Origin of the sequence: Nonomuraea monospora, from assembly GCF_039531895.1 — a bacterium.
GTDB lineage: Bacteria > Actinomycetota > Actinomycetes > Streptosporangiales > Streptosporangiaceae > Nonomuraea > Nonomuraea monospora.
The window spans coordinates 1-21,956 of record NZ_BAAAQX010000029.1; the positions used below are offsets into that span (position 1 = coordinate 1).

Consider the following 21,956-nt stretch of genomic DNA (forward strand, 5'->3'; position numbering starts at 1 on the left):
CACCCCGCGAGCCCCAGCTGCTTGGCCTGCTTCTCCACGTCCTTGTCGTACTGGGCGGCCCCCTCGGCGGCCGGGGTCAGGCCGGAGCCGACGGCGACGGTGATCTGCTCCAGCGACGGGCCCTTGATGGGCGACAGGAACTCCAGCGCGGGCGTGGTGGCGCCCCGGTCGAGGTAGCCTTGCAGGTCCTTGGCCACCTGGAGGGCGTCCTCCGGCAGCTTGGCGCCCTTGATCCGGTACGGCCCCGACGGCTGCACGGCCGCGGTCACCGCCTCCGTCCCCGCGGGTGAGGCGACGAAGGCGAGGAACTTCTTGGCCGCGTCCAGCTTCTCGGTGGTCCTGGCGATGTAGATGGCCGGGGGCTCCCAGACGGTGGCGCCGTTCTTGGCCGGGTCGGTGCCGGGGACGCCGAACAGGCCGATGTCGGTGGCGGTCTGCGGGTAGGTGGCCAGCAGCGGCGGCAGCAGCCCGCTGAGCATCGGGTAGTGCGCGCCCTTGCCTTCGACCAGCAGCTTCAGGCCCTGGTCGAGGGTGGCAGAGCCGAAGCCCTCCTGCATGAGGTTCTTGGCGTGCACGTCGGCCAGGTGCTGGAAGCCGCCGGTGGCGGCGGGCGTGGTGGCGTACTTGGCCTTGCCCGCGGTGTAGTCCTGCGCGAAGGTCGGCGCCTCGGCCTGGACGTTGTGGTAGTCGGCCAGGACGAAGAGCTGCGAGGTCCAGGTGTCCTTGAAGGTGCCGATGACCGGGGTGACCCCGGCGGCCTTGATCTTGTCGTTGTTGGCCATGAACTCGGCCCAGGTCTTCGGCACCTCCAGCTTGAGCCGCTCGTAGACCTTGCGGTTGTAGAGGATGCCTCCCCCGGTGAGCGTGGTGGCCGGGACGCCGAACACCTTGCCCTCGTTCGTCACGACGGGCAGGTACTCGGGCTGCACGTTGGCCAGGACGGGGTCGCCGGTGAGGTCGACGAGGGTCTGGGCCGGGTTGAGCGCCTGGAGCAGCGAGCCGGAGTTGTACCAGAACACGTCCGTCATCTCGCCGGTCGACAGGCGGGTCTTGACGACGTTGTCGCCCTCGCTGCCGCCCGGCTGGTGCTCCATCTCGATCTTGACGGTGGGGTCGGCCTTCATGAAGGCGTTCGCCAGGGCCTTGGAGGTGTCCACGGTCGACTGGTCGCTGCCGGTCATGAAGGTCAGGGTCACGGTGCCGTCGGTGGCGGGTTCCGAGCCGGACCCGCACGACGTGAGTGCCGCCGTAGCGAGCACGGCCAGGGCCGCGGCAAGCAGGCGGTGGGAGGTCTTCACACACCCCTCCAGGGCTGTTGAATCGTTTTAAGCCACTCCCCGATGCGGTTAACGTAGGCGTAACTGGAGAAGGTGTCAACCCCGTGTTTGGGTAACGGTTCCCAGTGTTTCTGCAGATGGACGCGATGAGAAGGCCGCGAAAAAAGTACCGGTTCCCACGCTGAGCAGACGTTTCTCAGGGCCCTGGCGATGGCGGGGTCAGCGGGGTGCGGCCGTGGACGAGCGGACGACCAGGCTCGGGGTGACGGAGAAGCGCACCGGCGTCATCCGGCCCTCGACGCGCTCCAGCAGCAGCTTGCCCGCCGCGCGTCCCATCTCGCCGCCGTCCTGGTCGACGCTGGTCAGCGCGATGTTGGGCAGCGCGGCCAGGTGGGTGTTGTCGTAGCCGGCGATCGAGACGTCCGCCGGGACGGACAGGCCCGCCTCGTGGGCGGCGGCCAGGGCGCCGAACGCCGCCTGGTCGGCGCCCGCGAAGATCGCCGTCGGGCGGGGCGTGCGGCTCAGCAGCTCGCGGGCACCGTCGTAGCCGCCCTTCTCGCTGTAGAAGCTGGTCGCGATCGCGATCTCGGCCGCCATCCCGTGCTCCCGCATGACCCGCTCGTAGGCCGCAGAACGGATGTTGTGCAGCAGGTCGGCCGGGCGGGCGATGCTGTCGTCCTGGTGCGTGATGTGCGCGATCCTGCGGTGGCCGAGGCCGATGAGGTGCTCGACCACCAGCTCGGCGCCCGCCTCGTCGTCGTCGAAGACCGAGTCGTAGTGCGGGGAGCGTTCGTGGCGGGCGAGCACCACGAGCGGCTTCTCCTTCGCCACCTCCTCCAGGCGCGACCTGGAGGCCAGCGGGGCGACCATGATGATGCCGTCGACCTGCCGGTCCATGAGGGCGTCCACCGCCCGGTGCTCGACCTTGCGGGTGGCGCCGCCCTGGATCATGAACGCCTGGTAGTCGGTGTTCTCCAGGTGCGCGGTCAGGCCGTCCAGGATGTCGGCGAAGAACGGGTTCCTGATGTGCGGCAGCACCAGGCCGATCGTGAACGTGCGCCCGCGCATGCCCCTGGCGACGGCCTGCGGCCGGTAGCCGAGCTCGTCGATGGCCGTCCTGACCTTGTCCTTCATGGCGGGGCTGACGCCGTAGGCGTTGTTGATCACCTTGGACACCGCCGTGACGGAGACCTGCGCGTGGCTCGCCACGTCGGCGATCGTCACTCGTCGTCGTCGAGCAGGCGTGACCATGGAGCTCCATTTCCCGAGGCGTGGTCCGATTCTACGAGCGGTATCGATACCCGTGATCCCGCATTCGTGATGGACTGACGTGCTCTTACTACGGGAACCGTTTCTCAACCGAGCCTTGACGGCGGATCCGGGAGAGCTTACGTTAGCGGGGTCTGCAAGGTTCTTAAATCGTTTTTTAGAGCCGCAGGGAGTGACACCTGTGTCCTCATTACGCCGCCTGCGCGTCTTGGCAGGCCTGTTCACCCTCGTCCTCGTGCAGCCCCTCGACCCCGCACCCGCCGCCGCCGCGCAACCCCACGTCGAGGTCGTCGACCTGCGGGTGGACGGCAGGCCCGACCAGCCCCTCGGCATCGACGACCCCGCCCCCTCGCTGGCCTGGCGGATGATCCCGGCCCGGCAGTCCGCCGGGCACCCGTGCCACCGTCCAGGCTCCCGGGCCGCCTGCCCGGCCGACGCGCAGACCGCGTACCAGATCCAGGTGGCCGCCGGCGAGAGCGACCTCAGGCGCGGGCGGCTGCTGTGGGACTCCGGCAAAGTGGCGAGCGCCACGCAGTCGGGCGTCCGCTACGGCGGGCCGCCGCTCGCGTCCAGGCAGCGGCTGAGCTGGCACGTGCGCGTCTGGGGCGCGGACCGGCAGCCCTCGGGCTGGAGCAGGCCGTCGTCCTGGGAGATGGGCCTGCTGCGGCAGGACGACTGGGGCGCGGCGCGCTGGATCGAGCACCCCGGCCGCACCGAGGCGCAACCCATGCCGATCTTCGCCCGCGCGTTCGACCTCGACCGGCGCAAGCGCGTGGCCAGTGCCCGCCTCTACCTGTCGGGCGTCGGCCTGCACCTGCCGACGCTGAACGGCCGCGAGCTGTCGGACGAGGTGCTCGCCCCGGGCAACTCCAACTACCAGCTCTCCAGCGAGTACCGCGCCTACGACGTCACGCGCGGCCTGCGCGCCGGCGCCAACACGCTCGGCGTGCGGCTCGGCAACGGGCCCGCCTACGTGCGGCGCAGCGTCACCAACCCGGCGGCCGGCCGCACCGCGCCCTACTCCTGGTGGCAGAGCCAGCTCAAGGGCAGCGGCACCCTGACCGCCGACACCGCCCCCGGCGCCACCACCGTGACGCTGAGCGGTGTCACCGGCTACCACGTCGGCGGCACCGTCAACATCGACACCGGCGACGGCGGCGACAACCTCGAATCCCGGACGATCACCGCGATCGGCGCCGCCGACCTCACCTTCACCCCGGCGCTGGACAAACCGCACCCGGCGGGCGCGGCGGTGACCGGCTCCGGCAACAACGTCGCCGCCAGCGACCCGAGCGCCGGCGCGGCCGTGGCGCCCCGCCTGATCGCCCGCCTGGAGATCACCTACGGCAACGGCTCATCGGACGTCATCGTCTCCGACCGCACCTGGCGCACCGCCCTCGGCCCCCTGGTCACCGACGCCTGGTACTCCGGGTCCGACCACGACGCCCGCCGCGAGCAACCCGGCTGGGACCAGCCCGGCGCCGACCTCTCCCCCACCGCCGGGCGCCGCGACGGCACCCCCATGGCCTGGACGGACGCCGGAATCGCGCCGCCGCCGAACCTCGCCACCAAGCTGGTCGCCCGCGCGGCCGAGCCGGTCAGGGCCGTCGAGACCTTCACCCCGGTCTCGATGACGAACCCCGCGCCGGGAGTCTGGGTGTTCGACCTGGGCCAGAACATCACCGGCTGGCCGGTGCTGAATCTCCAGGGCCAGGTGCCCGCCGGTGTCACCATCCGCATGTCGCCCGCCGAGTCGCTGGCCGCCGACGGCACCGTGGACCAGGCGTCCCTCATGGGCGGCGGCGGCAACCGGGGCCGCGACCTGTTCAACACCTACACCACGGCAGGGCTGCCCGGCGGGGAGAGCTGGCACCCCGACTTCAACTACTTCGGCATGCAGTGGGTGCAGGTCACCGGCCTGCCCGAGGGGTACATCCCGGACAAGAGCCTGATCAAGGGCGTCCGGCTGCAGGCCGACACGCCGGTGGCCGGCGCGGTGACCACCTCGAACGCGCGGATCAACCGGATTCACCGGATGGCCCGCTACTCGTTCGCGTCCAACATCATGTCGGTCTTCACCGACTGTCCCGGCCGGGAGAAGCTGTCCTACCCGGCCGACTACACGATGCCGATGGGCGCCATCCACCGTGACCACCAGCTCGCCGCGTACCTGAGGACCACCATGCGGCACCTCGTCGAGGGTCAGTCGATCGCCGACACCCCGATGCGCGGCAACGTCGCGCTGAAGACGCCCGTCTACGACTGGGGCTACAGCGGACGCTTCGGCGACGAGATCAACTGGGGCAACGCGATCATCCTCGTCCCGGCGATGCTGTACGAGCTGTACGGCGACACCTCGACGATGGCGCGCCACTACGACCAGATGGTGCTGTTCGCCGACTACATCCAGCGGCAGAAGGCTGGCACGGGCGCGGACGCGCACATCGTGGACGCCGCGCTCGCCGACTGGGTGGCCGCCGACCAGACCTCCGGCCGCATCACCGGCACCTGGGGCTACTACACCATGATCAGCAAGCTGGCGCAGATGGCCGAACTCACCGGCCACGCCGCCGACGCCACCCGCTACCAGGCGCTGGCCGCCGACATCAAGACCGCCTTCAACAGCCACTTCTACAACCAGCAGCTCCGCCGCTACACCGCCGCCGGCGACGCCAGCGCCACCGGCGCCACCCAGACGGCGCAGGCGCTCGCCCTGGACGCCGGGCTCGTCCCCGACGGCGAGCGCCAGGCCGTCCTCGACGCGCTGGTGGAGCTGATGTACGCCTTCCACCCCAACGGCGCAGGCCCGCACTTCAGCGGCGGCACCATCGGCATGGCCCCGACGGTACGGGCGCTGGCCGCCGGCGGTCGCGACGACGTCCTGTGGGAGCTGCTGCAGAGCGACGCCCAGCCCAGCTACGGCTACTTCATGGCGTCCACCACCGCCAACCCCGGCGGCATGACCACCATCGGCGAACGCTGGAACCGGGGCGACTCCAAGAACCACATGATCCTCGCCCAGATCGAGGAGTGGTTCCACAGCGGCCTGGCCGGCATCCGCCCGGCCGACGGCTCCATCGCCTACCGCGAGCTGGTCATCCAGCCCAAACCGGTCGGCGACCTCACCTACGTCAAGGGGCACTACGTGACACCGCACGGCACCGTCCGGTCGGAGTGGACCAGGAGCGATCGCCGCTTCACGCTCGCGGTCGAGGTGCCGCCGAACACCACGGCCGAGGTGTGGGTCCCGGCCGAGGAGCGCCCCGCCGTCAGCTCGCAGCGGGCCGCATTCCTGCGCATGGACGGGGGGCACGCCGTCTACGGGGTGCCGTCCGGGACCTACGCGTTCGTGGCGGTGACACCATGATCCCGTACCGCTAGCCTCCGCAGCTTGGCGGTGGCGACGGGGCCGGCTCGTCCGACCAGCGCAGCTCGCAGCTCACGGTGACGGCGGGATGCCACTCGCGCAGCGGCTCGCCGGAGGAGGCGAACGGCATCAGGCTCCCGTGCCACAGCCCCTTCTCGGGATCGGCGTCCCCCTGCCTCAGCGACGCGTACAGCGCGTCGGGGATCTTCGCCCGGACGTAGCCCTCCCACGTCTCGACGTCGCCAGGGTCGGCGGGCCGGGCGAGCCCGCGCAGCGTCGCGGAGGCGTGGGCGCCCAGCCAGCGTTCGATCCGGTCCCAGGCGGCGTTCACGCGCGCGGTCACGGCCGGGTCGGTGGCGCGCGGCGCCGGGCCGGGCGGCGGGTCCATGCCCACCCAGGACGTGACGGGCACGTCCGTGGGCGCGGGCCCGGCCGCCACCATGCCCTCGCAGCCCGGCCCGCTCGCCTCCCCGACGCGCAGCAGGTGCTCACGCCGCCTGGCCTCCGTCCCGGGGTTGCCGCAGGTGACCGAGACGCCGCCGCCGAGCAGGTGCGTGCAGGACACGTAGCGGCTTTCGAGCACGAGCGTGCTGCCCGGGGCGGCCGCCGCGACGAGGACGAGGGCGAGCGTGGCGCGTAAGGACCTCATCTTGATCACTGCAGCACCCTAGCCGCGTGTTTCCCGCCTCTTGGTGCGGAAACGGGACACCTCATGGATCAACGACGAACCGTGCCCTTCGTGGTGATGTGCGCGGGCATGTTCTTCGTGCTGCTGGACGTGACGATCGTGAACGTGGCGCTGCCGTCCATCGGCCGCGGCACGGGCGCCGCCCACGTCGCCGACCTGCAGTGGGTGATCGACGGCTACCAGCTCACGCTCGCCGGCCTGCTGCTGGCCGGCGGCACGCTCGGCGACAGGTACGGGCACCGGCGCGTCGTCACGGCGGGCTTCGTCCTGTTCGGCCTGGCCTCAGCGGCGTGCGCGCTCGCGCCGGGCATCGGGGCGCTGGTGGCGGCCCGCGTGGTGCAGGGCGTGGGCGCAGCGCTCCTCCTGCCCGGCACGCTCGCCGTGATCACCACCCTCTACCCCGAGCGCGAGCGGCGCGCCCGCGCCATCGGCGCCTGGGCGGCCATCGGCAGCCTCGCGCTGCCCGCCGGGCCGGTGGTCGGCGGGCTGCTCGTGCAGGCGCTGGGGTGGCGGTGGGTGTTCTGGATCAACGTGCCGGTCGTCGCCGTCGTCATCGTGGCGGTCCTGGTGACGGTACGGGAGAGCGCGCCCGAGCGGCGGCCCTTGGACGTGCTGGGTATGCTGCTCGGCACGGCCACGCTGGGGCTGGTCACGTTCGCCGTCATCGAGGCCGGCCGCTACGGCCCCACCGCCCCTCCAGTCCTCGCCTCCGGGACGCTCGCGCTGATCTCGGGTGCGTGCTTCGTCGTCGCCGAACGTCGCCAGGCGCACCCCATGGTGCCGCTCGCGCTGCTGCGCCACCCGCCCATCGCGGTCAGCACGGTCGTGGCGGGGACCATGAACTTCGGCATCAACGGCGTCATGCTGCTGCTCACCCTCTACCTCCAGGCCGTCCAGCACCGCAGCCCCGTCGAGGCGGGCCTGTCGCTGCTGCCGCTGTTCCTGCCGCTGGTGCTGCTGCCCGCGTACGCGGGGCGGCTGACCGGGCGGCACGGGCCCAAGCCCGTCATGCTGGCGGGGCTGGGGCTGCTCGTCGCGGGTTTCCTGCTGTTGCTGCTGGTGCGTCCCTGGTCCGGGTACGGGCCGCTGTTCCCGGCCATGCTGGTCATCGGCGTCGGCGCGGCGCTGCTCACCCCCAGCGTGGTGGCGCTGGCCATGGGGGCCGCGCCGCCCGGCAGGGAGGGGCTGACCAGCGCGCTGAACAACACGGCCCGGCAGGCGGGCGGCGCGGTCGGCGTGGCCGCGCTCGGCGCCGTCGGCGGCGACCCGGCCCGGCCCGCCGCCTTCGTCTCCGGGCTGCACCACGCGGCGTGGGTGGCGGCGGTCGCGTACGCCTGCGCGGGCCTGCTCACACTGCTCACCCGGCAAGCCGACGCCTGACCGGGCACCGCCGCCTGCACCTCACCGCACTGCCCGCCACCCGCACTGCCGTCCGCCCCCGCGAGCAGGCGCGGGCGGCGTCAGGCGGAGGTGGCGGTGAGCTCGGCGAGCAGGGTGTCGAGGACGTGCATGGCCCGCCACGCCTTGGTCATGCCGAACCGGGCCGAGAACCGCACGACGGCACGGGCCTCCTCCGGCGTCGCCCCGGCGCCGAGCGCCCGCGTCAGGTGGGCGCGGAAGCTCTCCTCCAGGGTCTGGTAGAGCACGTCCACGGTCATCGTGACGAACGCGCGCTCCCGTACCGACAACAGCCGCATACCGCCGCGCATGCGCGACTGCAGGTCCATGTACCGGCTGAAGGGCTCGTCGAGGGCGGCCACGGCCTGTCGCATCGCGGCGGGCAGCGGGCTGCCGGTGCCGTCGGCGTTCACCTCGTGACCCCGTCCGGTGGGGCCGGGCAGATCGTGTTCGCGCTCCAGCTCGGCCAGCCGGGCGAGCGCCGACAGCGCGGCCGGGTAGCCGCTGTCGTAGGCGACGAAGCGGAGCAGCTCGCGCAGGTCGTCGGCGGACACGCCGCTGTCCGCCGCCATCCGGACGTGCTGGGCGAAGGGCAGGCCGAGGGTCTGCTGGCAGACGTCGGCGGTGAGGCAGAGCAGGGCCTTCTCGCGCGCGCTGAGCTCCGGGATCTCGTTCCAGAGCAGACGGTCGGTGGCTGCGGCCATCTCGTCGAACACCGCGTCCAGGGATTCCATGGGGTCCTCCGTTAAGTGAACAACTGTAGGGCTACGACTGTAAGGCAACGGTCGTTCGCATACAAGGGCACCCTGTGGGGGTAGGGGGCGGGTTCCCCCAAAGAGGGAGGTCCACGAATGGACACCCCGCGTTCCCGCACCACCCGCTCCCCCGTACAGCTCGCGGCTCTCGTCATCGGGGTGGTGTTCCTGGTGGCCGGCGTGCTCGGCTTCATCCCTGGCATCACCACCGACTACGGCGACCTGCGGTTCGCGGGTCACGGGTCCGGCGCGCACCTGCTCGGCGTCTTCCAGGTGTCGATCCTGCACAACGTCGTCCACCTGCTGTTCGGCGTCGCGGGCGTGCTGCTGGCCCGGACCTCGGCCGGCGCGCGCAACTTCCTGATCGCCGGCGGGGCGATCTACCTGCTGCTGTGGATCTACGGCATGCTCGTCGGCCACGACAGCCCGGCCAACTTCGTCCCGGTCAACGCGGCCGACAACTGGCTGCATCTGGGGCTGGCCGCCGTCATGATCGCTCTCGGCCTGGTCCTGGGGCGTCGCCCCGTCACCACCAGCGGTCACTGACGTCACTTTCCGCCCGTACGAGCGGCGAGGGGGGCGCTCGCGGGCGGAAAGATTTACCCGGCCGTGAATCCCCGGCTGGGACGGCATCGGGGATCCCTCAACCAGGGGATTCCCTTTGCCATATTTGCACCGCTTTTGGGGTGATATGTACCTTTTTAGAGGCGGTGCACGCGTAATGACGCCTTGTCTGTCATGCCGTCACCACTCTGATGACCGGACCGAGCGAGAACCACGCTCGGCCGCCGAATCCGCGACGACGAGCGGAACCGGGGACCCAATCTTCCGGGGTGAATCGGACGCCGACCACGAGCCGCGCACCCGTAGGGCACTTTCCAGCCCGAACCCGACAGCTAACCCGGCAGGCGGCATGGAAGCAAGGAGTCACACCTCATGCCCGAGCCCCGGCTCGCCACCACCCTCAAGAACAAGCTGTCCGAGCGCTTCGGCCTGGCCGTCGGCGGCGCGATCCTGGCAGGCGCCACCGCGCTGGCCGGCGTGACCGGCACGGCGCTGGCCTCCGGCGCCGAGCAGCACGCCGCCCGTACGGACCACGTCGCCTCGCACGAGATCCAGCACGAGAAGCAGCCGCTCTCCTACGGCCTGGACATCTCCAACTACGAGCCCCTCTACGACTGGAACGCCAGCCCGGCCCAGTTCGGCATCGTCAAGGCCACCGAGGGCACCGAGTTCCGCGACGCCTCGTTCGCCAGGAACTGGCGCGAGATCGGCGCCAAGGGCATCGTCCGCGGCGCCTACCACTACGGACACCCCGGCAACGACCCCATCGCCGAGGCCGACCACTTCCTCTCCGTGGTCAACGCGCAGCCCGCCAAGGCCGGCGACCTGCTGGTGCTGGACCTGGAGACGAGCGACGGGCAGTCCGTCGAGCAGGTCAACGCCTGGGCCAAGGCCTGGCTGTCGCACGTGAAGGCCGCGACCGGCGTCACGCCGATGTTCTACAGCGGCTGGAACTTCGCCGACACCTACGGCAAGGGCCTGGCCGGCTACCCGCTCTGGGTCGCGCACTACGGCAGGGACAAGGGCATGGTGACCCCGCCCGCCGACTGGAAGTCCTGGACGATCCACCAGTACACCGACTCCCCGATCGACCAGAACGTCTCCGCGCTCAGCCCGGACGCGCTGCGCGACCTCGGCAGGCGCACCGCCTGAGATCAGCACCGCCTGAGAGCAGCACCGCCTGCGCAGCACCGCCTGCGCGGCGCCGCCCGAGCCCGCGCCGCCTGAGCGGAGCTGCCCGATATTTCAGGCATTAGTCTGATCTTCGTGACGGACATGCGCGAGGCCCGGATCACGGTGTGGCGGATCCTCCTGGTGGCCGCGACCGTGACCGGCCTGGCGTGCCTGACGACGTCGATCGGCCGCCCGTGGGCGTACTTCACGGTGCAGAGCAACGTCATGCTCGCGCTGTACTACGCCTGGCGGCTGGTCGCGGGCCGCACGAGACCGGCCGCCATCGGCGTGAAGGGCGCGGTGACGCTGTACCTGCTGGTCACCTGCCTGGTCAACTACGTCTCCCGGGACCTGGCGAACCCGCTCCTGCTCCTGGACGGCGGCGGCGCCCGCGACTGGGGCAACTTCCTGCTGCACTACGTGACGCCGGTCATGGCGGTCGCCGACTGGGCCGCCTTCGACCGGGCCCGCCCCGCCCGCTGGGCCGCGCCGTTCGCCTGGCTGGTGTACCCGCTGCTGTACGGCGCGTTCGTCCTGCTCGCCGCCCCCAACCTGCCCCGCCGCTACGTCTACCCGTTCCTGAACGTGGAGCGGCTCGGCTGGCCGACGGTCGCGGCGGTGGCCGCAGGCGTGCTGGCCGCGTTCGTCGTGCTCGGGTACGCCCTGCTCGGCCTGCGCAGGCTCACGGCCCGAAGGGCGCTCCCCCCACGCCACACCGAGCCGGTCAGAGACCTCGGCTGAGCAGTTTGACGAGGATTCCGCTCAACTGTCCGCGCTCCTCCTCGGTGAGGGCGTGGAAGGTGTCGTCGAGGAAGCCCGGGATCCCGGCCTGGGCCGCGGCGAGCCGCCGCCGCCCCGCGTCGGTGATGGTGACGGCGTAGGAGCGCCGGTCGCGCGGGTTGCGCTCGCGGCTTACGTACTCTTCCCGCTCCAGGTCGTCGCAGATGCCGACCATGACGCTGCGGTCGATGCGCAGCTCCTCGCTGAGCGTCTGCTGGGAGCTGGGCCCGACGGCGTCGAGCATCCGCAGGACGAGATGCTGTCCGACCCCGAGCCCTTCCTCGGCGGCGTGCGCGTCCGCGGCTCTGGACACCGCGGCCGAGGCCCGGCACAGCGCGATGTCCAGCCGTTCGGCGGCGAGCCTCGGGAAGTACGCCTCTCCACGGGCCGCCTTGCTCGTCGTCGCCATCGTCTTCCTTCCAGGGTGAGCCGCCATTCTAGTATGCATCCAGATAGTTTGACGACAGACGATTGGTAGGCATACGGTCCAAGACGTCGTCACGCACCTGAGGAGAGCGACGTCATGATCCTGGACCTGACCCCTGACGAGCTGCTGAGCACCACCCGCGCCGTGCGCAAGCGGCTCGACCTCACCCGCCCCGTGCCCCGCGAGCTGATCGAGGAGTGCGTGGACCTGGCCGTGCAGGCGCCCACCGGCCGCAACCGGCAGCGCTGGCACTTCCTCGTCGTCACCGAGCCGCGGCAGCGGCGGGCCGTGGCCGACCTCTTCCTGCGCGCCCAATCCGTGGCGAGCGGCACGCCGCTGACCGAGCGCGACCTGTGGCGGATGAACTACCACCCCGGCTCCACCGACCGGGTCTTCGACGGCCTGCGTCACCTCGCCGCCAACATCCACCGCGTGCCCGCCTTCGTCATCCCCGCCGTGGAGGGACGGACCGACCACGCCCCGGTGGACGTGCAGGCGGGCACGTGGGGCTCCATCCTGCCCGCCGTGTGGAGCTTCATGCTGGCCGCTCGGGCACGCGGCCTCGGCACCGTGTGGACGACCGCGCAGGCGCCGCTCGAACGGGAGCTCGCCGGGGTGCTGGGGGTGCCGTACGACGAGGTCATGCTGGCCGCGTTCCTTCCCCTCGCGTTCACCCTCGGCACGGACTTCAGGCCCGCTCCCCGCGTCCCGCGCGCAGAGGTCCTGCACTGGCAGCGGTGGTGAGCAGGGAGCCCGCGTGTGGGACGTCGCCATGGGGCGGTCGCTGCGGGTGCTCGGTGACGACGGCACGCGGGTGGACGTGGTCGCCGCCACCCCGGACGGTGCGCTGCGGGTGTGGGAGCTGGACTGGGAGCTGTCGGTGGCGGGGCTGGTGTGAGGTCAGCGGCCGGCGGCTTGATCGGCCGTCCCCGCGCTGCCCACGTGTCCTGCGATGCCAGCGAGCCGCAGCTTCGTCTCGTCCTCGCTGCCGGGCACGGCCGTCATGACCACGATCTTCAGCTCGGAGTCGCCATCACCCAGCACGTCGCAGTCCACGGTCACAGGGCCGACCAAGGGATGCTCGATCGTCTTGTGGTCCTCGCGGTGGGCGGCCACCGCCCCGGTCGCCCACAGCTCGGCGAAACGCCGGTTACCGGCGTTCAAGGTGCGGATCAGCCCGGCGAGGCGGGCGTCGCGGGGAAAGCGGCCGGTGGCACGGCGCAGGTCAGACACGACGGCGGCGTCCGTGCCGTCGCGGTCGGCCTCGGCGACGGGCCACTGCGCGAGGCGGGCGGGCCCGCCGTCCACCGGGAACCTGTCGCGGGCGAAGTTGCGCAGGTGCGGCGGCGCGGACGAGGGGTCGCCGAGCAGCGCGGCCCAGCTCCGGTTCCACCAGACGAGCTGCCAGTCCGCCGCGAACACGGCCACCGCCACGTCCCCGAGCCGGGTGAGCACGCGGTGCACGCCGGGCGGGATGTGGTCGGAGATCGCGCCGTCGGCGGGCGGGACGAGGCGGGCCAGCCGGTAGAGGTGGTCCCGCTCGGCGGCCGACAGTTGCAGCGCGCGGGCCAGGGACGCCACCACCTGCGCCGACGGTGTCGTGGCGCGGCCCTGCTCCAGGCGTACGACGTAGTCGACCGACATGCCCGCCAGCTCGGCCAGCTCCTCGCGCCGCAGCCCGCTCGCGCGGCGCCCGGTCCGCACGGGCAACGCAGCGGCGGACGGCGGCAGCCGATCCCGCCAGGCGCGGATCGTCGCGCCCAGCCCAGCGCCGGGTGATGTCGTTGTCATGCGTTCATCCTCACGCATGCGCGCCCATCAGCGGTGATGCGAGGATGGTACCGCTGTTCCCACCGACGACGGGCTCGCCGGGATGGTGGTAGCTTCTCCGGGTTCCCGCCGTCGTATCCGAGGAAGAGCCTTCATGCCCGGCATCGTCCCGCTGCGCAAGAACGCGCGGTTCCAGCTCCTGTGGGCCGGCAGCGCGGTCTCGCAGCTCGGCTCCGAGCTGACCAGGCTCGCCATGCCGCTGCTGGTGCTGGCCCTGACCGGCTCGCCGGGGCTGGCGGGCGTCGTCGCGGGCGCCCGTACCGTCGCGTTCCTGCTGGTCCAGCTCCCGGCCGGCGTCTGGGTGGACCGGTGGGACCGCCGCCGCACGCTGATCACCGCCCAGGGTCTGCAGGCCGCCGTCTCCGCGCTGCTGGCGGCGCTCGTCCTCACCGGGCAGGTGGAGGCGTGGCAGTTCGTCGCGCTGGCGATGCTGGACGGGCTGTGCGCCGCGTTCACCGGCCCCGTCCTGGACACGGCGATCCGCGGGATCGTCCCGCGAAGCCAGTTGCACAGCGCCTACACGCAGGAGGAGGCCCGCACGCACGCCGCCGGGCTGCTCGGCCCGCCGCTCGGCGGCCTGCTGTACGGGCTGGGGCGGGCGGTGCCGTTCGTCGTGGACGCCGTCACCTTCCTGGCCGCCACCCTCTGCTACGCGCTGGCCAAGGTGCCGCGCCGCCCGGCGGACCAGCCCTCCCCCCAGCAGGAGCGGCGTGGCCTGCTCGGGGAGGCGGCCGAGGCCGTCGTCTGGCTGTGGCGGCGGCGCGGCCTGCGCGAGGCCACCGCGGCGGTGATGGTGCTCAACCTGCTGGGCGGGGCGTTCCTGATCCCGCTGATCGTGCTCGTCGGCGAGCGTGGCGGCGACTCCCGCGTCACCGGCACGGTGCTGGCCGCGCTCGGCGTCGGCGGGCTGGCGGGGGCGCTGCTGTCGGGCCGGATCGGCCGGCTGCTGCCGCCCGGCCGGCTGCTGATCGCGGTCGTGGCCGTCTTCGGCGTCGCGCTGGCGGCGACGGCGCTGCCGTGGGGGGTGTGGTGGCCGATGGCCCCGCTGGTGTTCATCACCCTGTCCACGCCGTCGCTGAACGTGGTGATGAACGTGGTGGTCGCGCGGATGGTGCCGGAGGGGATGCTCGGCCGGATGGGGGCGGTGCTGAGCATGGGCGGGATGGCGCTCAAGCCGCTCGGGCCCGTTCTCGGCGGGGTGCTGGCGGCGGTGCTGGGCGGGGCTTGGGCGGTCGTGGCGCTGGGCGGGCTGCTCGTGCTGGTCGCCGCCGTCGCCGCGCTCAGCCCTCAACTGCGCGGCTTCACGGGCGAGGTCGCGGACGAGGCTCCGTACGCGCCCGCCTGACGCGCCCGGCATACCGGCGACATACCGCCCGCTCCTAATGTCAGCTTCCATCAAGCCATCAATTCCGACAGGAATTGCCCGGTTTCCGGAGGAGAGACATGTCCAGCAGGATTCGAGCAGTACTCGGCGCCTCAGCCCTGGCCGCCACCATGACGGCCCTGACCATCACGCCCGCCTCGGCGGACGTCCTGTACAAGTGCAAGACGGAATCGGGCGCCACCGTGTGCGTCGGGCGGGACTGGACCAACAACACGGTCTGGGGCAGCGTCTACTACAAGGAGAGCAAGGGGAGGTGCGTGTCCGGCGAGCTGGTGGTGTTCAGGCCCAAGAAGCCGAACGTCCTCAGCAGCTCGATCAAGCTGGGCAGCACCTCGTGCGGGGTGACGTACAAGCGGGTGTCGGGCAAGGGGATCGGCAAGGGCCAGTACATCGCCGCCTTCAGGGTCGGCGGGGACATGTTCGCCGAACTCGCCTCGGTCTCCTACACCTGGAGCAAGTGACGCGCCGTCCCGCCTTCGGCGTCGATGACCTGCGTGGTGCTGCGAGGGCCACGAGGTCATCGGACGCCGGCCGCGCACCCGGCACGCAGGCCGTCACGCAACACCGCCAGGGCGCGCTCGGGCACCAACCCCGCACCCCCCGGCTGCCGCAGAGCGACGATCACCCCGCCGAGCAGCGCCATCACCTCGCCGATGCCGACATCGCGCCGGACCACGCCGTGCTCCTGCGCCCGTTCGAGCAGCCGGGCGATCTCGTGGCGCAGCTCGGCCGCCATCGCGGCGACCGAGCCGTGCACGTCGATGCCGGTGCCGGTGAGGGCGTCGATGAGCTCCGCCTTGGCCTGGGCGTCGGCGACCACCGCGTCGATGGCGCCGAACAGCGCCCCGGCCGGGTCGGGGGCCGTACAGGCCGCGCGGGCCTGCTCGATGAGCAGCCGCAGCCGCTCGTGGATGATCGCCTCGAAGAGCGCTTCCTTCGTGGGGAAGTGGCGGTAGAGGGTGCCGGGACCGACCTTGGCGCGGCGGGCGATCTCATCGAGGGGCACCGACCGGCCCTCGGCGGCGAAGGCCTGCCTGGCCGCGTCCAGGATGCGCTGCCGGTTGCGGCGGGCGTCGGCCCGCAGGGGCTGCCGGTCGGCCTGCACACGCATCAGCTCCTCTAAGCGGGGCGTTGTCTCCGCTTATGGTAGCGTCGCCGACAACCGGGGCGCTGTCTCCGGTTGTCGCGAAGAAGGGAGCCCCATGGCGGAGCGGACCGCGTTCCTGGCGCTGGATCTCGTCACCTACATCATCGACAACTACAGCCACGATCCCGCCGTCGTTCAGCACGCCTCGCAGGCGCTGGAGTCGGCCAGGACGGCCGGGCTGCCGGTGTTCCACGCGGTTCCGGGGCCGATGCGTGAGCAGATCCATCCGGCGGTGGCGCCGAGGGACGGCGAGCCGGTGCTCGCCAAGTCCTCGTTCTCCGCCTTCGCCACCACCGACCTGCACGAACGGCTGCGGGAGGCCGAGGTCGGCCGGCTGGTCGTCGCCGGGGTGGCGACCTCGGGCACGGTGTTGTCGACCGCCCGGTGGGCGCACGACCTCGGCTATCAGGTGGCCGTCTGCGCCGACGCGTGCGCCGACCCCGACCCGCAGGCGCACGCCGCGCTCGTGGACCCGTCGATCTTCCCGGAGAGCTGGCTCGGGCTGTGGCGCATCGCCGACATGGTGCGGCCCGCCCAGGTCGGGACCCCCTGAGCTCAGGCGGGCGCCGGTCGCATCCTGGTGTAGAGGAACAGCGCCAGGCCGCCGAGGATGGCGACGAGGCCGAGGATGGACAGGCCGAGCGCGTACGTGCCGGTGGCGGCGAGCAGCGCTCCGACGAGGGCGCCCGCGACGATGCCGCCGCCCCCGGCGCCGAAGCCGTTGATGATCCCGGTGGCGGGCCCCACGACGTGGGCGGGCAGGTCGGTGACCGCGATCGCCCAGATGTTGGGCGTGTAGGCGGCCGTGAAGTAGCCCAGGCCGAGGCAGATCAGCGCGAACTGCAGGACGGCGGAGCCGGTGATGGCGACGCAGGCGAGCAGGATCCCGCCGACGACGAGCCCGGAGACCGCGATGGGGCCGCGCCGTCCCGTCCGGTCGGCGAGGATCATCATCGGGACGGTGAGCAGCAGGGACACGAGGTACGGGGCCGCGGACAGCAGGCCGTTGACGCTCGTCGCGAAGCCGAACGTGGGCACGATGAGCGGGATGAACAGGGTGATGCCCCAGAAGAGCATGCCGTTGGTGAAGTAGCTGAAGACGATCAGCACGAACCGCCAGCCGCCGAAGGCCGCGAAGGTGAGCTTCGGCTTCGGGGCGGCGCTACCGTCCGCGATGGGACGGGCGGTGGCGGCCGGCTCGGCCGGCGCGGCGGGCAGGAACCGTGCGTACAGCGGCAGGACGACCAGCAGCCCGATGCCCCCCAGCACCCAGAACATGGGACGCCAGCCGAACGCCGCCTCGATCGGGGTGAGCAGGAAGAACCCGAGCGCCAGCGCGAGGTACTGCCCGTAGTACTGGATCATCGCGCTGGCCCGCGTCATCTCACGCTCGTCGAACCACGCCTTGGCCATCCGGAACTGCTGCGGCCAGTAGATCCCCTCGAACACGCCGACGCCGACGCGGAGCGCCACCAGGACGGCGACGGAGTCCGCGAAGCCGATGAGGAACGTGCACAGCGAGTAGCCCGCGACGGTGGCGACCAGGATCCACTTGGCGTCGATCTTGGCGGTGAGGAAGCCGCCGAGGAAGTTCGAGATCAGGTAGCCGACGAGGAACGCCGTCAGGGCGACACTCGACGTGCCGGCGAACTCGGCGCCGTCGAATCCGAGGTCGGCGGCGACGTTCTTGATCCCGACCGACAGGTTGGAGCGGTCGAGGTAGGCGACGAACAGGCCGACCAGGAGGAGGCCGCCGATGCGCAGCCACTTGCGGGGAAGGGACGGAGCCGGTGCTGGGAGGGTCTGCGGGTCGAGTGACACGGTGTTTCCTTAACTGACGTGGTCAGGCGCGGTACGCCTCGATGACCGTCCGATCGATCTCGATGCCGAGACCGGGCCCCTGGGGTACGGACATCACCGGGCCGATGGCGAGGTCGGAGAGGGTCTGGCGGAAGGAGTTGGGCGCCTGGTCGAGCTCGATGACCGGCGGCGTGCGGCTGAGTGAAGGGGTGACGACGGGCAGCGCGGTGGCCAGGTGCAGCCCGGCGGCCACCGTGATCGCCGACCCCCACACGTGCGGCAGCGTCGGGATGCCGTGGACGCTCGCCATCCCGGCGATCAGCAGCGTCTCGCGGATGCCGCCGCAGGCGGTGGCGTCGGGCTGCAGCAGGTCCACGGCCCGCGACTCGATCAGGTCGGCGAACCCCCAGCGGGTGAACGCCGACTCCCCGCCGGCGATCGGCACCGAGGTGGCCGCCCGGATCTCGCGGTAACCGGCCAGGTCTTCAGGGATGACGGGCTCCTCGAAGAACCAGAGCGCGTCGGCCTCGGTCTCGCGGCAGAACAGCAGGGCCTCGGCGGTGGTGTAGCCGCGGTTGGCGTCGGCGGCCAGCAGCACGTCCGGACCCAGCGCGGCGCGCGCCCGGTGCACCCGTTCGAGGTCGGTGCGCAGGTCAGCGCCGACCTTCATCTTGACGTGCCGGTATCCCTGGTCGAGCAGGTGCCGCGCCTCCGCCTCGATGTCGCCGGCCCAGTCACCGCCGTAGTAGAACGCCGACGCGTACGCGTCGAAGGAGGCGGGCGCCCTACCGCCGAGGAGCCGGTGGATCGGCTGGCCGAGCGCCTTGCCCACGACGTCCCACAGGGCGATCTCGATGCCGGAGATCGCGGCGATCGGCACGCCCGCGCGCCCCCACTCGCGGCCGCGGTTGTACATCGACTCCCACAGCGCGACATGCTCGAACGGGTCGGCCCCTGCCAGGAGCGGCGCGTACACGGAGTCGATGAGCGCCCGGCTGCCCTCTGCGGGGCCGAAGCACTCGCCCCATCCGGAGATCCCCTCGTCGGTGGCGATCTCGACGAGGCAGCTGCCGCGCGCCTCCCAGTACCACTGGGACATGCCGAACGGCACCTTCAGCTTCTCGGTGACGACGTGGGTGCCGACCGCTGTGATCTTCATGCTCTGCGCTCCTTCGTCATGGACGGCGGTGCGACCGATCCACGCCTGACCAGCGTGCTCGGGACGACGTGCGGGCCGGGATCGACGCTCTGGCCCGCGGCCATGTCGAGCAGCAGGCGGCCGGCGAGGGCGCCCATCTCCTCCACCGGCTGGTCGATCACCGAGATGGCCGGGCGGTGCAGGGTCATCCATCCGGCGTCGGTGAACCCGATCACCGAGACGTCCTCGGGGCAGCGCCGCCCGGCCGTCAGCAGGGCGCTCACGATCCCTTCGGTGACCAGCGCGTTGAAGCCGATCACGCCGGTGACCTCGGGATGCGCGCGCAGCAGCGCCTCGGCCGCCTCCTGCGCGCCCTGCCGCGTGCCGTCGGTGTAGCGCACCAGCCCGCGGGCCTGGGGGTGGCTGTCCACGGCTGTGCGGAAGCCCTGCTCACGGGCTCGGGTGGTGGACGCCTCGCGGGGGCCGAGGATGACGGCGATCCCGGTGTGCCCGTACGCGACGAGCTCGGACGCCGCCGCGGCGACGGCGTCCGCCTCGTCGGTGACGACGGCCGGGACGTGCACGCCGCCGAGCACCCGGCTCACGCTCACGACGTGGCCGAACTCCTGCAGCCTCGCGTCGGTTAGCGAGCTGCCGACCGACGGCACGATCACCAGCCCGGTCGGCCGGTACGAGCGGAGCAGCTCAAGCTGGCGATGCTCGATCCGGGCGTCGTCGTCGCAGTTCATCAGCATCAGCGAGTAGCCGCTGCCGGCCAGCCGGCGCTCGATCGCGCGGTGCAGCCGGGCGTAGAACGGGTTGCCGACGTCGGCCACGAGCATGCCGATCATCGGGGTGCGGGACGCGCGCAGGCTCCGCCCGACGGCGTTCGGCCGGTAGCCCTGGGCCTCGATCGCGGCGAGTACGGCGGCCCGGGTGCGGGCGCTGACCTGGCCTGTGCCGTTGAGCACGCGGGAGACGGTCTGGGCGCTGACTCCGGCCGCTCGGGCGACCGTGTAGATGGTCGCTCTCGCTTCTGACATGGCTGACTACTCTTCGTGCTGTTATCGATAACTGTTGACGAAACTGCACGTTACAGCGTGGTGCGCGGTGAGGACAAGCCCGACCGGCGCTCAGCGGGTCATACGTCTCTCCTGAGGGAAGGTGCGCACGTCAGGGGTGCCGGTCGCCGATGAGGTGGGCGGCGCGCAGCTCCTCGACGGCCAGCGCGGCGTACTGGTGGGCGCCGTACTCCGACAGGTGGGTGTTGTCGCCGTTGACGTCGGTGAGGTAGATCGGCTTGGAGCCCTCGGGGCCGAGCGCTTCGACGAGCTGCTCGGTGCGGGCGGTGAGGTCGATCAGCGGGACGTTCTCGGCGGCGGCGACCGCTCTGGTCTCGGCGGGCAGGTTCACGCCGCCGTGGATGATCAGGCCGAGGTCGTTGAGCTGGGTCCCCTCGAAGCGGCGGCGCACGATGGAGGTGACCAGCACGGGCCGGCCGCCCTGCTCGCGCACCCCGGCCACCATGGCCGACAGGTTGGCGCGGAAGTCCTCGGCCGTCGTGCTCTTGTCGTTGTGCCCGAACTGGATCAGCACCAGGTCGCCGCGCCGGATCTGCGGCTTCAGCGCGGGGAAGAAGGCCGCGTCGTTGAGGAAGGAGACGCTGCTCTCGCCGCTGTCGGCGTGGTTGACGACGGACAGGCCGCGGCCGAGGAAGGACGGCAGGGCCTGACCCCAGCCGAAGTAGGGGTAGCCGTCCTGGTCGCAGGCGGTGGAGTCGCCGGCGAGGAAGATGCGGCGGGTATGACGGGCAGGCGTGACCTTGATCTTGGCGACGTGCGGGCTGGGGCCGTCGAAGGTCAGGGTCAGGCCGGGGGTTCCGGCGGGGCCGGTGGGCTGACCTTCCGGCTCGCGGACGTTGACGGTGAAGGTGCGGCGGGTGAGCCTGCCCGCTTCTGTGGCGGTGAGCGGCACCAGCGAGCGTCTGGTCTCGGCGTGTACGGAGGTCTGCGCGGCGGACTCCTTGTCGCCGAGCACCACCGTGACGTCGTAGTCGCCGGTGGGGACGTCGAAGGTGCAGACGATGGGCGACTCGCCGGTGCAGTCGGGGGTGGCGGCGTGGGCGGGTGAGGTGATCGCCAAGGGGGTGAGGAGGGCGGCGGCGAGCAGGATGGGGGTTCTCACGGACTGTCTCCTGGGTAAGCGCTTTCCGGGCAGCGGTGGAGATGGGACGTGATTCCTTGCGTGAGCCGATGGGCGGCAACGTGAGTGACACGCGTCGGACATCTGGATTTAAACGGTTTCTACGTCAGGGCGCAACCTTGACTTGTAGTGCCGTGCATGATCCGATGATGTCCGTGTAAACGGTTCAACTCAGACGCTGTCCGCCGCCGCCATCCTCATCCTTCTGATGCCTGGAGTGCCAGGGCGGCGGCGCCGTACAGGCCGGCGTTCCGTTCCAGGCTGGTCGGCGCGACCTTGACGTGGCGGACGAAGTCCATGCCCGCGCGCTTGGCGAGCCGGTCGCGCAGCGGGTCGATGAGCAGCGGGCCGGCCGCCGCGACGCCGCCGCCGATGACGACGTGGTGGAGGTCGACGACGGCTGCGGTGTTGAGGATGACGGTGGCGAGCGCGTCGGCCGCCCGCTCGAACGCCGCCAGCGGCACTGAGGCTCCGGCCCGGGCGTCGTCGGCCAGGCCCTTGGCCGTGACAGCCTCCGTCCGCCTGCCCGCGTCGTCCGGACGCCTGCCCGCATCACCTGTCCGCCTGCCCTCGTCACCTGACCGCGATTCCGCATCGTCCGTCCGCGTGCCGGGATCCACGGACATGCCGGAATCCACGCCCGTACCGGGATCCACGCGTGAGGCGGGATCCACGCCAGTACCAGGATCCACGCGCGTGGCGGGATGTACGCGCGTGCCGGGATCCATGGGCGTGGCGGAATCCAGGGGCGTGGCGG

22 protein-coding genes and 1 riboswitch are annotated in these 21,956 nt (G+C 71.6%); of the genes, 10 read left to right on the forward strand and 12 right to left on the reverse strand.

Annotation, left to right across the window (positions count from 1 at the left end; genetic code table 11):
• Together ABD331_RS41035 and ABD331_RS41040 are read right to left on the reverse strand one after the other, a co-directional pair.
• On the reverse strand, positions 1–1,298 hold a 1,298-nt coding region (locus ABD331_RS41035), incomplete at its 3' end, for an ABC transporter substrate-binding protein (RefSeq protein ID WP_344487686.1).
• 198 nt (positions 1,299–1,496) lie between these two features.
• Complete coding sequence (locus tag ABD331_RS41040) at positions 1,497–2,501, reverse strand: LacI family DNA-binding transcriptional regulator (RefSeq protein WP_344487688.1); 1,005 nt, start codon at positions 2,499–2,501, stop codon at positions 1,497–1,499.
• 226 nt (positions 2,502–2,727) lie between these two features.
• Between ABD331_RS41040 and ABD331_RS41045 the strand changes: the two genes are divergently transcribed.
• Positions 2,728–5,913 (forward strand): family 78 glycoside hydrolase catalytic domain, encoded by a 3,186-nt coding sequence (locus tag ABD331_RS41045; protein ID WP_344487690.1) that lies wholly within the window; start codon positions 2,728–2,730, stop codon positions 5,911–5,913.
• Between the two features lie 10 nt (positions 5,914–5,923).
• On the opposite strand, the gene ABD331_RS41050 is transcribed toward ABD331_RS41045, so the two are convergent.
• Complete coding sequence (locus ABD331_RS41050) at positions 5,924–6,571, reverse strand: SMI1/KNR4 family protein (RefSeq protein ID WP_344487692.1); 648 nt, start codon at positions 6,569–6,571, stop codon at positions 5,924–5,926.
• 54 nt (positions 6,572–6,625) lie between these two features.
• On the opposite strand from ABD331_RS41050, the gene ABD331_RS41055 reads away from it, so the two are divergent.
• Complete coding sequence (locus ABD331_RS41055) at positions 6,626–7,981, forward strand: MFS transporter (RefSeq protein ID WP_344487693.1); 1,356 nt, start codon at positions 6,626–6,628, stop codon at positions 7,979–7,981.
• A gap of 80 nt (positions 7,982–8,061) precedes the next feature.
• Here the strand turns inward: ABD331_RS41055 and ABD331_RS41060 are convergent, their stop codons facing one another.
• Positions 8,062–8,733, reverse strand: a complete 672-nt coding sequence (locus ABD331_RS41060; protein WP_344487695.1) for a carboxymuconolactone decarboxylase family protein — start codon at positions 8,731–8,733, stop codon at positions 8,062–8,064.
• Between the two features lie 117 nt (positions 8,734–8,850).
• Here ABD331_RS41060 and ABD331_RS41065 point away from each other — a divergent pair, with 117 nt between their 5' ends.
• From ABD331_RS41065 to ABD331_RS41075, 3 genes are all read left to right on the forward strand, one after another.
• Positions 8,851–9,300: a DUF4383 domain-containing protein gene (locus ABD331_RS41065; RefSeq protein ID WP_344487697.1), complete on the forward strand. Its 450-nt coding sequence runs from the start codon at positions 8,851–8,853 to the stop codon at positions 9,298–9,300.
• Between the two features lie 230 nt (positions 9,301–9,530).
• A riboswitch (cyclic di-AMP (ydaO/yuaA leader) is annotated at positions 9,531–9,680 on the forward strand.
• A gap of 10 nt (positions 9,681–9,690) precedes the next feature.
• Positions 9,691–10,470 carry a glycoside hydrolase family 25 protein gene (locus tag ABD331_RS41070; protein ID WP_344487699.1) on the forward strand — a complete coding sequence of 260 codons (780 nt, stop codon included), beginning with the start codon at positions 9,691–9,693 and terminating at the stop codon, positions 10,468–10,470.
• 123 nt (positions 10,471–10,593) lie between these two features.
• A complete protein-coding gene (locus ABD331_RS41075) occupies positions 10,594–11,232 on the forward strand; it encodes a Pr6Pr family membrane protein (RefSeq protein WP_344487957.1) in 639 nt (212 codons plus the stop codon).
• Here the strand turns inward: ABD331_RS41075 and ABD331_RS41080 are convergent.
• On the reverse strand, positions 11,216–11,680 hold the full coding sequence (locus tag ABD331_RS41080; protein WP_344487701.1) for a MarR family winged helix-turn-helix transcriptional regulator: 465 nt from the start codon (positions 11,678–11,680) through the stop codon (positions 11,216–11,218). The two genes, ABD331_RS41075 and ABD331_RS41080, sit on opposite strands and share 17 nt — an antisense overlap.
• Positions 11,681–11,794: 114 nt before the next feature.
• Between ABD331_RS41080 and ABD331_RS41085 the strand changes: the two genes are divergently transcribed.
• Positions 11,795–12,442: a nitroreductase family protein gene (locus tag ABD331_RS41085; RefSeq protein ID WP_344487703.1), complete on the forward strand. Its 648-nt coding sequence runs from the start codon at positions 11,795–11,797 to the stop codon at positions 12,440–12,442.
• 13 nt (positions 12,443–12,455) lie between these two features.
• Positions 12,456–12,596, forward strand: a complete 141-nt coding sequence (locus ABD331_RS41090) for a hypothetical protein (RefSeq protein ID WP_344487705.1) — start codon at positions 12,456–12,458, stop codon at positions 12,594–12,596.
• 2 nt (positions 12,597–12,598) lie between these two features.
• Here the strand turns inward: ABD331_RS41090 and ABD331_RS41095 are convergent, their stop codons facing one another.
• Complete coding sequence (locus tag ABD331_RS41095) at positions 12,599–13,489, reverse strand: helix-turn-helix transcriptional regulator (protein WP_344487707.1); 891 nt, start codon at positions 13,487–13,489, stop codon at positions 12,599–12,601.
• A gap of 133 nt (positions 13,490–13,622) precedes the next feature.
• Between ABD331_RS41095 and ABD331_RS41100 the strand changes: the two genes are divergently transcribed.
• On the forward strand, positions 13,623–14,873 hold the full coding sequence (locus ABD331_RS41100; protein WP_344487709.1) for an MFS transporter: 1,251 nt from the start codon (positions 13,623–13,625) through the stop codon (positions 14,871–14,873).
• A gap of 98 nt (positions 14,874–14,971) precedes the next feature.
• Complete coding sequence (locus ABD331_RS41105) at positions 14,972–15,373, forward strand: hypothetical protein (RefSeq protein WP_344487711.1); 402 nt, start codon at positions 14,972–14,974, stop codon at positions 15,371–15,373.
• A 56-nt stretch (positions 15,374–15,429) separates the two neighbouring features.
• Here the strand turns inward: ABD331_RS41105 and ABD331_RS41110 are convergent, their stop codons facing one another.
• Entirely contained in the window at positions 15,430–16,023 is a 594-nt protein-coding gene (locus ABD331_RS41110) for a TetR/AcrR family transcriptional regulator (protein ID WP_344487713.1), read from the reverse strand.
• 91 nt (positions 16,024–16,114) lie between these two features.
• On the opposite strand from ABD331_RS41110, the gene ABD331_RS41115 reads away from it, so the two are divergent.
• A complete protein-coding gene (locus ABD331_RS41115; protein ID WP_344487715.1) occupies positions 16,115–16,612 on the forward strand; it encodes a cysteine hydrolase family protein in 498 nt (165 codons plus the stop codon).
• A gap of 2 nt (positions 16,613–16,614) precedes the next feature.
• Here ABD331_RS41115 and ABD331_RS41120 read toward each other — a convergent pair whose 3' ends face one another.
• From ABD331_RS41120 to ABD331_RS41140, 5 genes are all read right to left on the reverse strand, one after another.
• The gene (locus tag ABD331_RS41120) at positions 16,615–17,880 is read right to left on the reverse strand and encodes an MFS transporter (RefSeq protein ID WP_344487717.1); all 1,266 of its coding nucleotides are present in this window, start codon (positions 17,878–17,880) and stop codon (positions 16,615–16,617) included.
• Between the two features lie 22 nt (positions 17,881–17,902).
• Positions 17,903–19,018, reverse strand: coding sequence for a mandelate racemase/muconate lactonizing enzyme family protein (locus ABD331_RS41125; protein WP_344487719.1), 1,116 nt, complete (start codon positions 19,016–19,018; stop codon positions 17,903–17,905).
• On the reverse strand, positions 19,015–20,040 hold the full coding sequence (locus ABD331_RS41130; RefSeq protein WP_344487721.1) for a LacI family DNA-binding transcriptional regulator: 1,026 nt from the start codon (positions 20,038–20,040) through the stop codon (positions 19,015–19,017). The genes ABD331_RS41125 and ABD331_RS41130 overlap by 4 nt, the downstream gene beginning before the upstream one ends.
• A 130-nt stretch (positions 20,041–20,170) precedes the next feature.
• Positions 20,171–21,181: a rhamnogalacturonan acetylesterase gene (locus ABD331_RS41135; protein ID WP_344487723.1), complete on the reverse strand. Its 1,011-nt coding sequence runs from the start codon at positions 21,179–21,181 to the stop codon at positions 20,171–20,173.
• A 215-nt stretch (positions 21,182–21,396) separates the two neighbouring features.
• On the reverse strand, positions 21,397–21,825 hold the full coding sequence (locus ABD331_RS41140; RefSeq protein WP_344487725.1) for an ROK family protein: 429 nt from the start codon (positions 21,823–21,825) through the stop codon (positions 21,397–21,399).
• Between the last annotated feature and the right edge of the window lie 131 nt (positions 21,826–21,956).

Coding starts and splice junctions, on each gene's coding strand:
- ABD331_RS41055 (WP_344487693.1), top strand. CDS start 6,626: ATGGATCAACGACGAACCGTGCCCTTCGTGGTGATGTGCGCGGGCATG.
- ABD331_RS41060 (WP_344487695.1), bottom strand. CDS start 8,733: ATGGAATCCCTGGACGCGGTGTTCGACGAGATGGCCGCAGCCACCGAC.
- ABD331_RS41065 (WP_344487697.1), top strand. CDS start 8,851: ATGGACACCCCGCGTTCCCGCACCACCCGCTCCCCCGTACAGCTCGCG.
- ABD331_RS41070 (WP_344487699.1), top strand. CDS start 9,691: ATGCCCGAGCCCCGGCTCGCCACCACCCTCAAGAACAAGCTGTCCGAG.
- ABD331_RS41075 (WP_344487957.1), top strand. CDS start 10,594: ATGCGCGAGGCCCGGATCACGGTGTGGCGGATCCTCCTGGTGGCCGCG.
- ABD331_RS41080 (WP_344487701.1), bottom strand. CDS start 11,680: ATGGCGACGACGAGCAAGGCGGCCCGTGGAGAGGCGTACTTCCCGAGG.
- ABD331_RS41085 (WP_344487703.1), top strand. CDS start 11,795: ATGATCCTGGACCTGACCCCTGACGAGCTGCTGAGCACCACCCGCGCC.
- ABD331_RS41095 (WP_344487707.1), bottom strand. CDS start 13,489: ATGACAACGACATCACCCGGCGCTGGGCTGGGCGCGACGATCCGCGCC.
- ABD331_RS41100 (WP_344487709.1), top strand. CDS start 13,623: ATGCCCGGCATCGTCCCGCTGCGCAAGAACGCGCGGTTCCAGCTCCTG.
- ABD331_RS41105 (WP_344487711.1), top strand. CDS start 14,972: ATGTCCAGCAGGATTCGAGCAGTACTCGGCGCCTCAGCCCTGGCCGCC.
- ABD331_RS41110 (WP_344487713.1), bottom strand. CDS start 16,023: ATGCGTGTGCAGGCCGACCGGCAGCCCCTGCGGGCCGACGCCCGCCGC.
- ABD331_RS41115 (WP_344487715.1), top strand. CDS start 16,115: ATGGCGGAGCGGACCGCGTTCCTGGCGCTGGATCTCGTCACCTACATC.
- ABD331_RS41125 (WP_344487719.1), bottom strand. CDS start 19,018: ATGAAGATCACAGCGGTCGGCACCCACGTCGTCACCGAGAAGCTGAAG.
- ABD331_RS41130 (WP_344487721.1), bottom strand. CDS start 20,040: ATGTCAGAAGCGAGAGCGACCATCTACACGGTCGCCCGAGCGGCCGGA.
- ABD331_RS41140 (WP_344487725.1), bottom strand. CDS start 21,825: ATGTCCGTGGATCCCGGCACGCGGACGGACGATGCGGAATCGCGGTCA.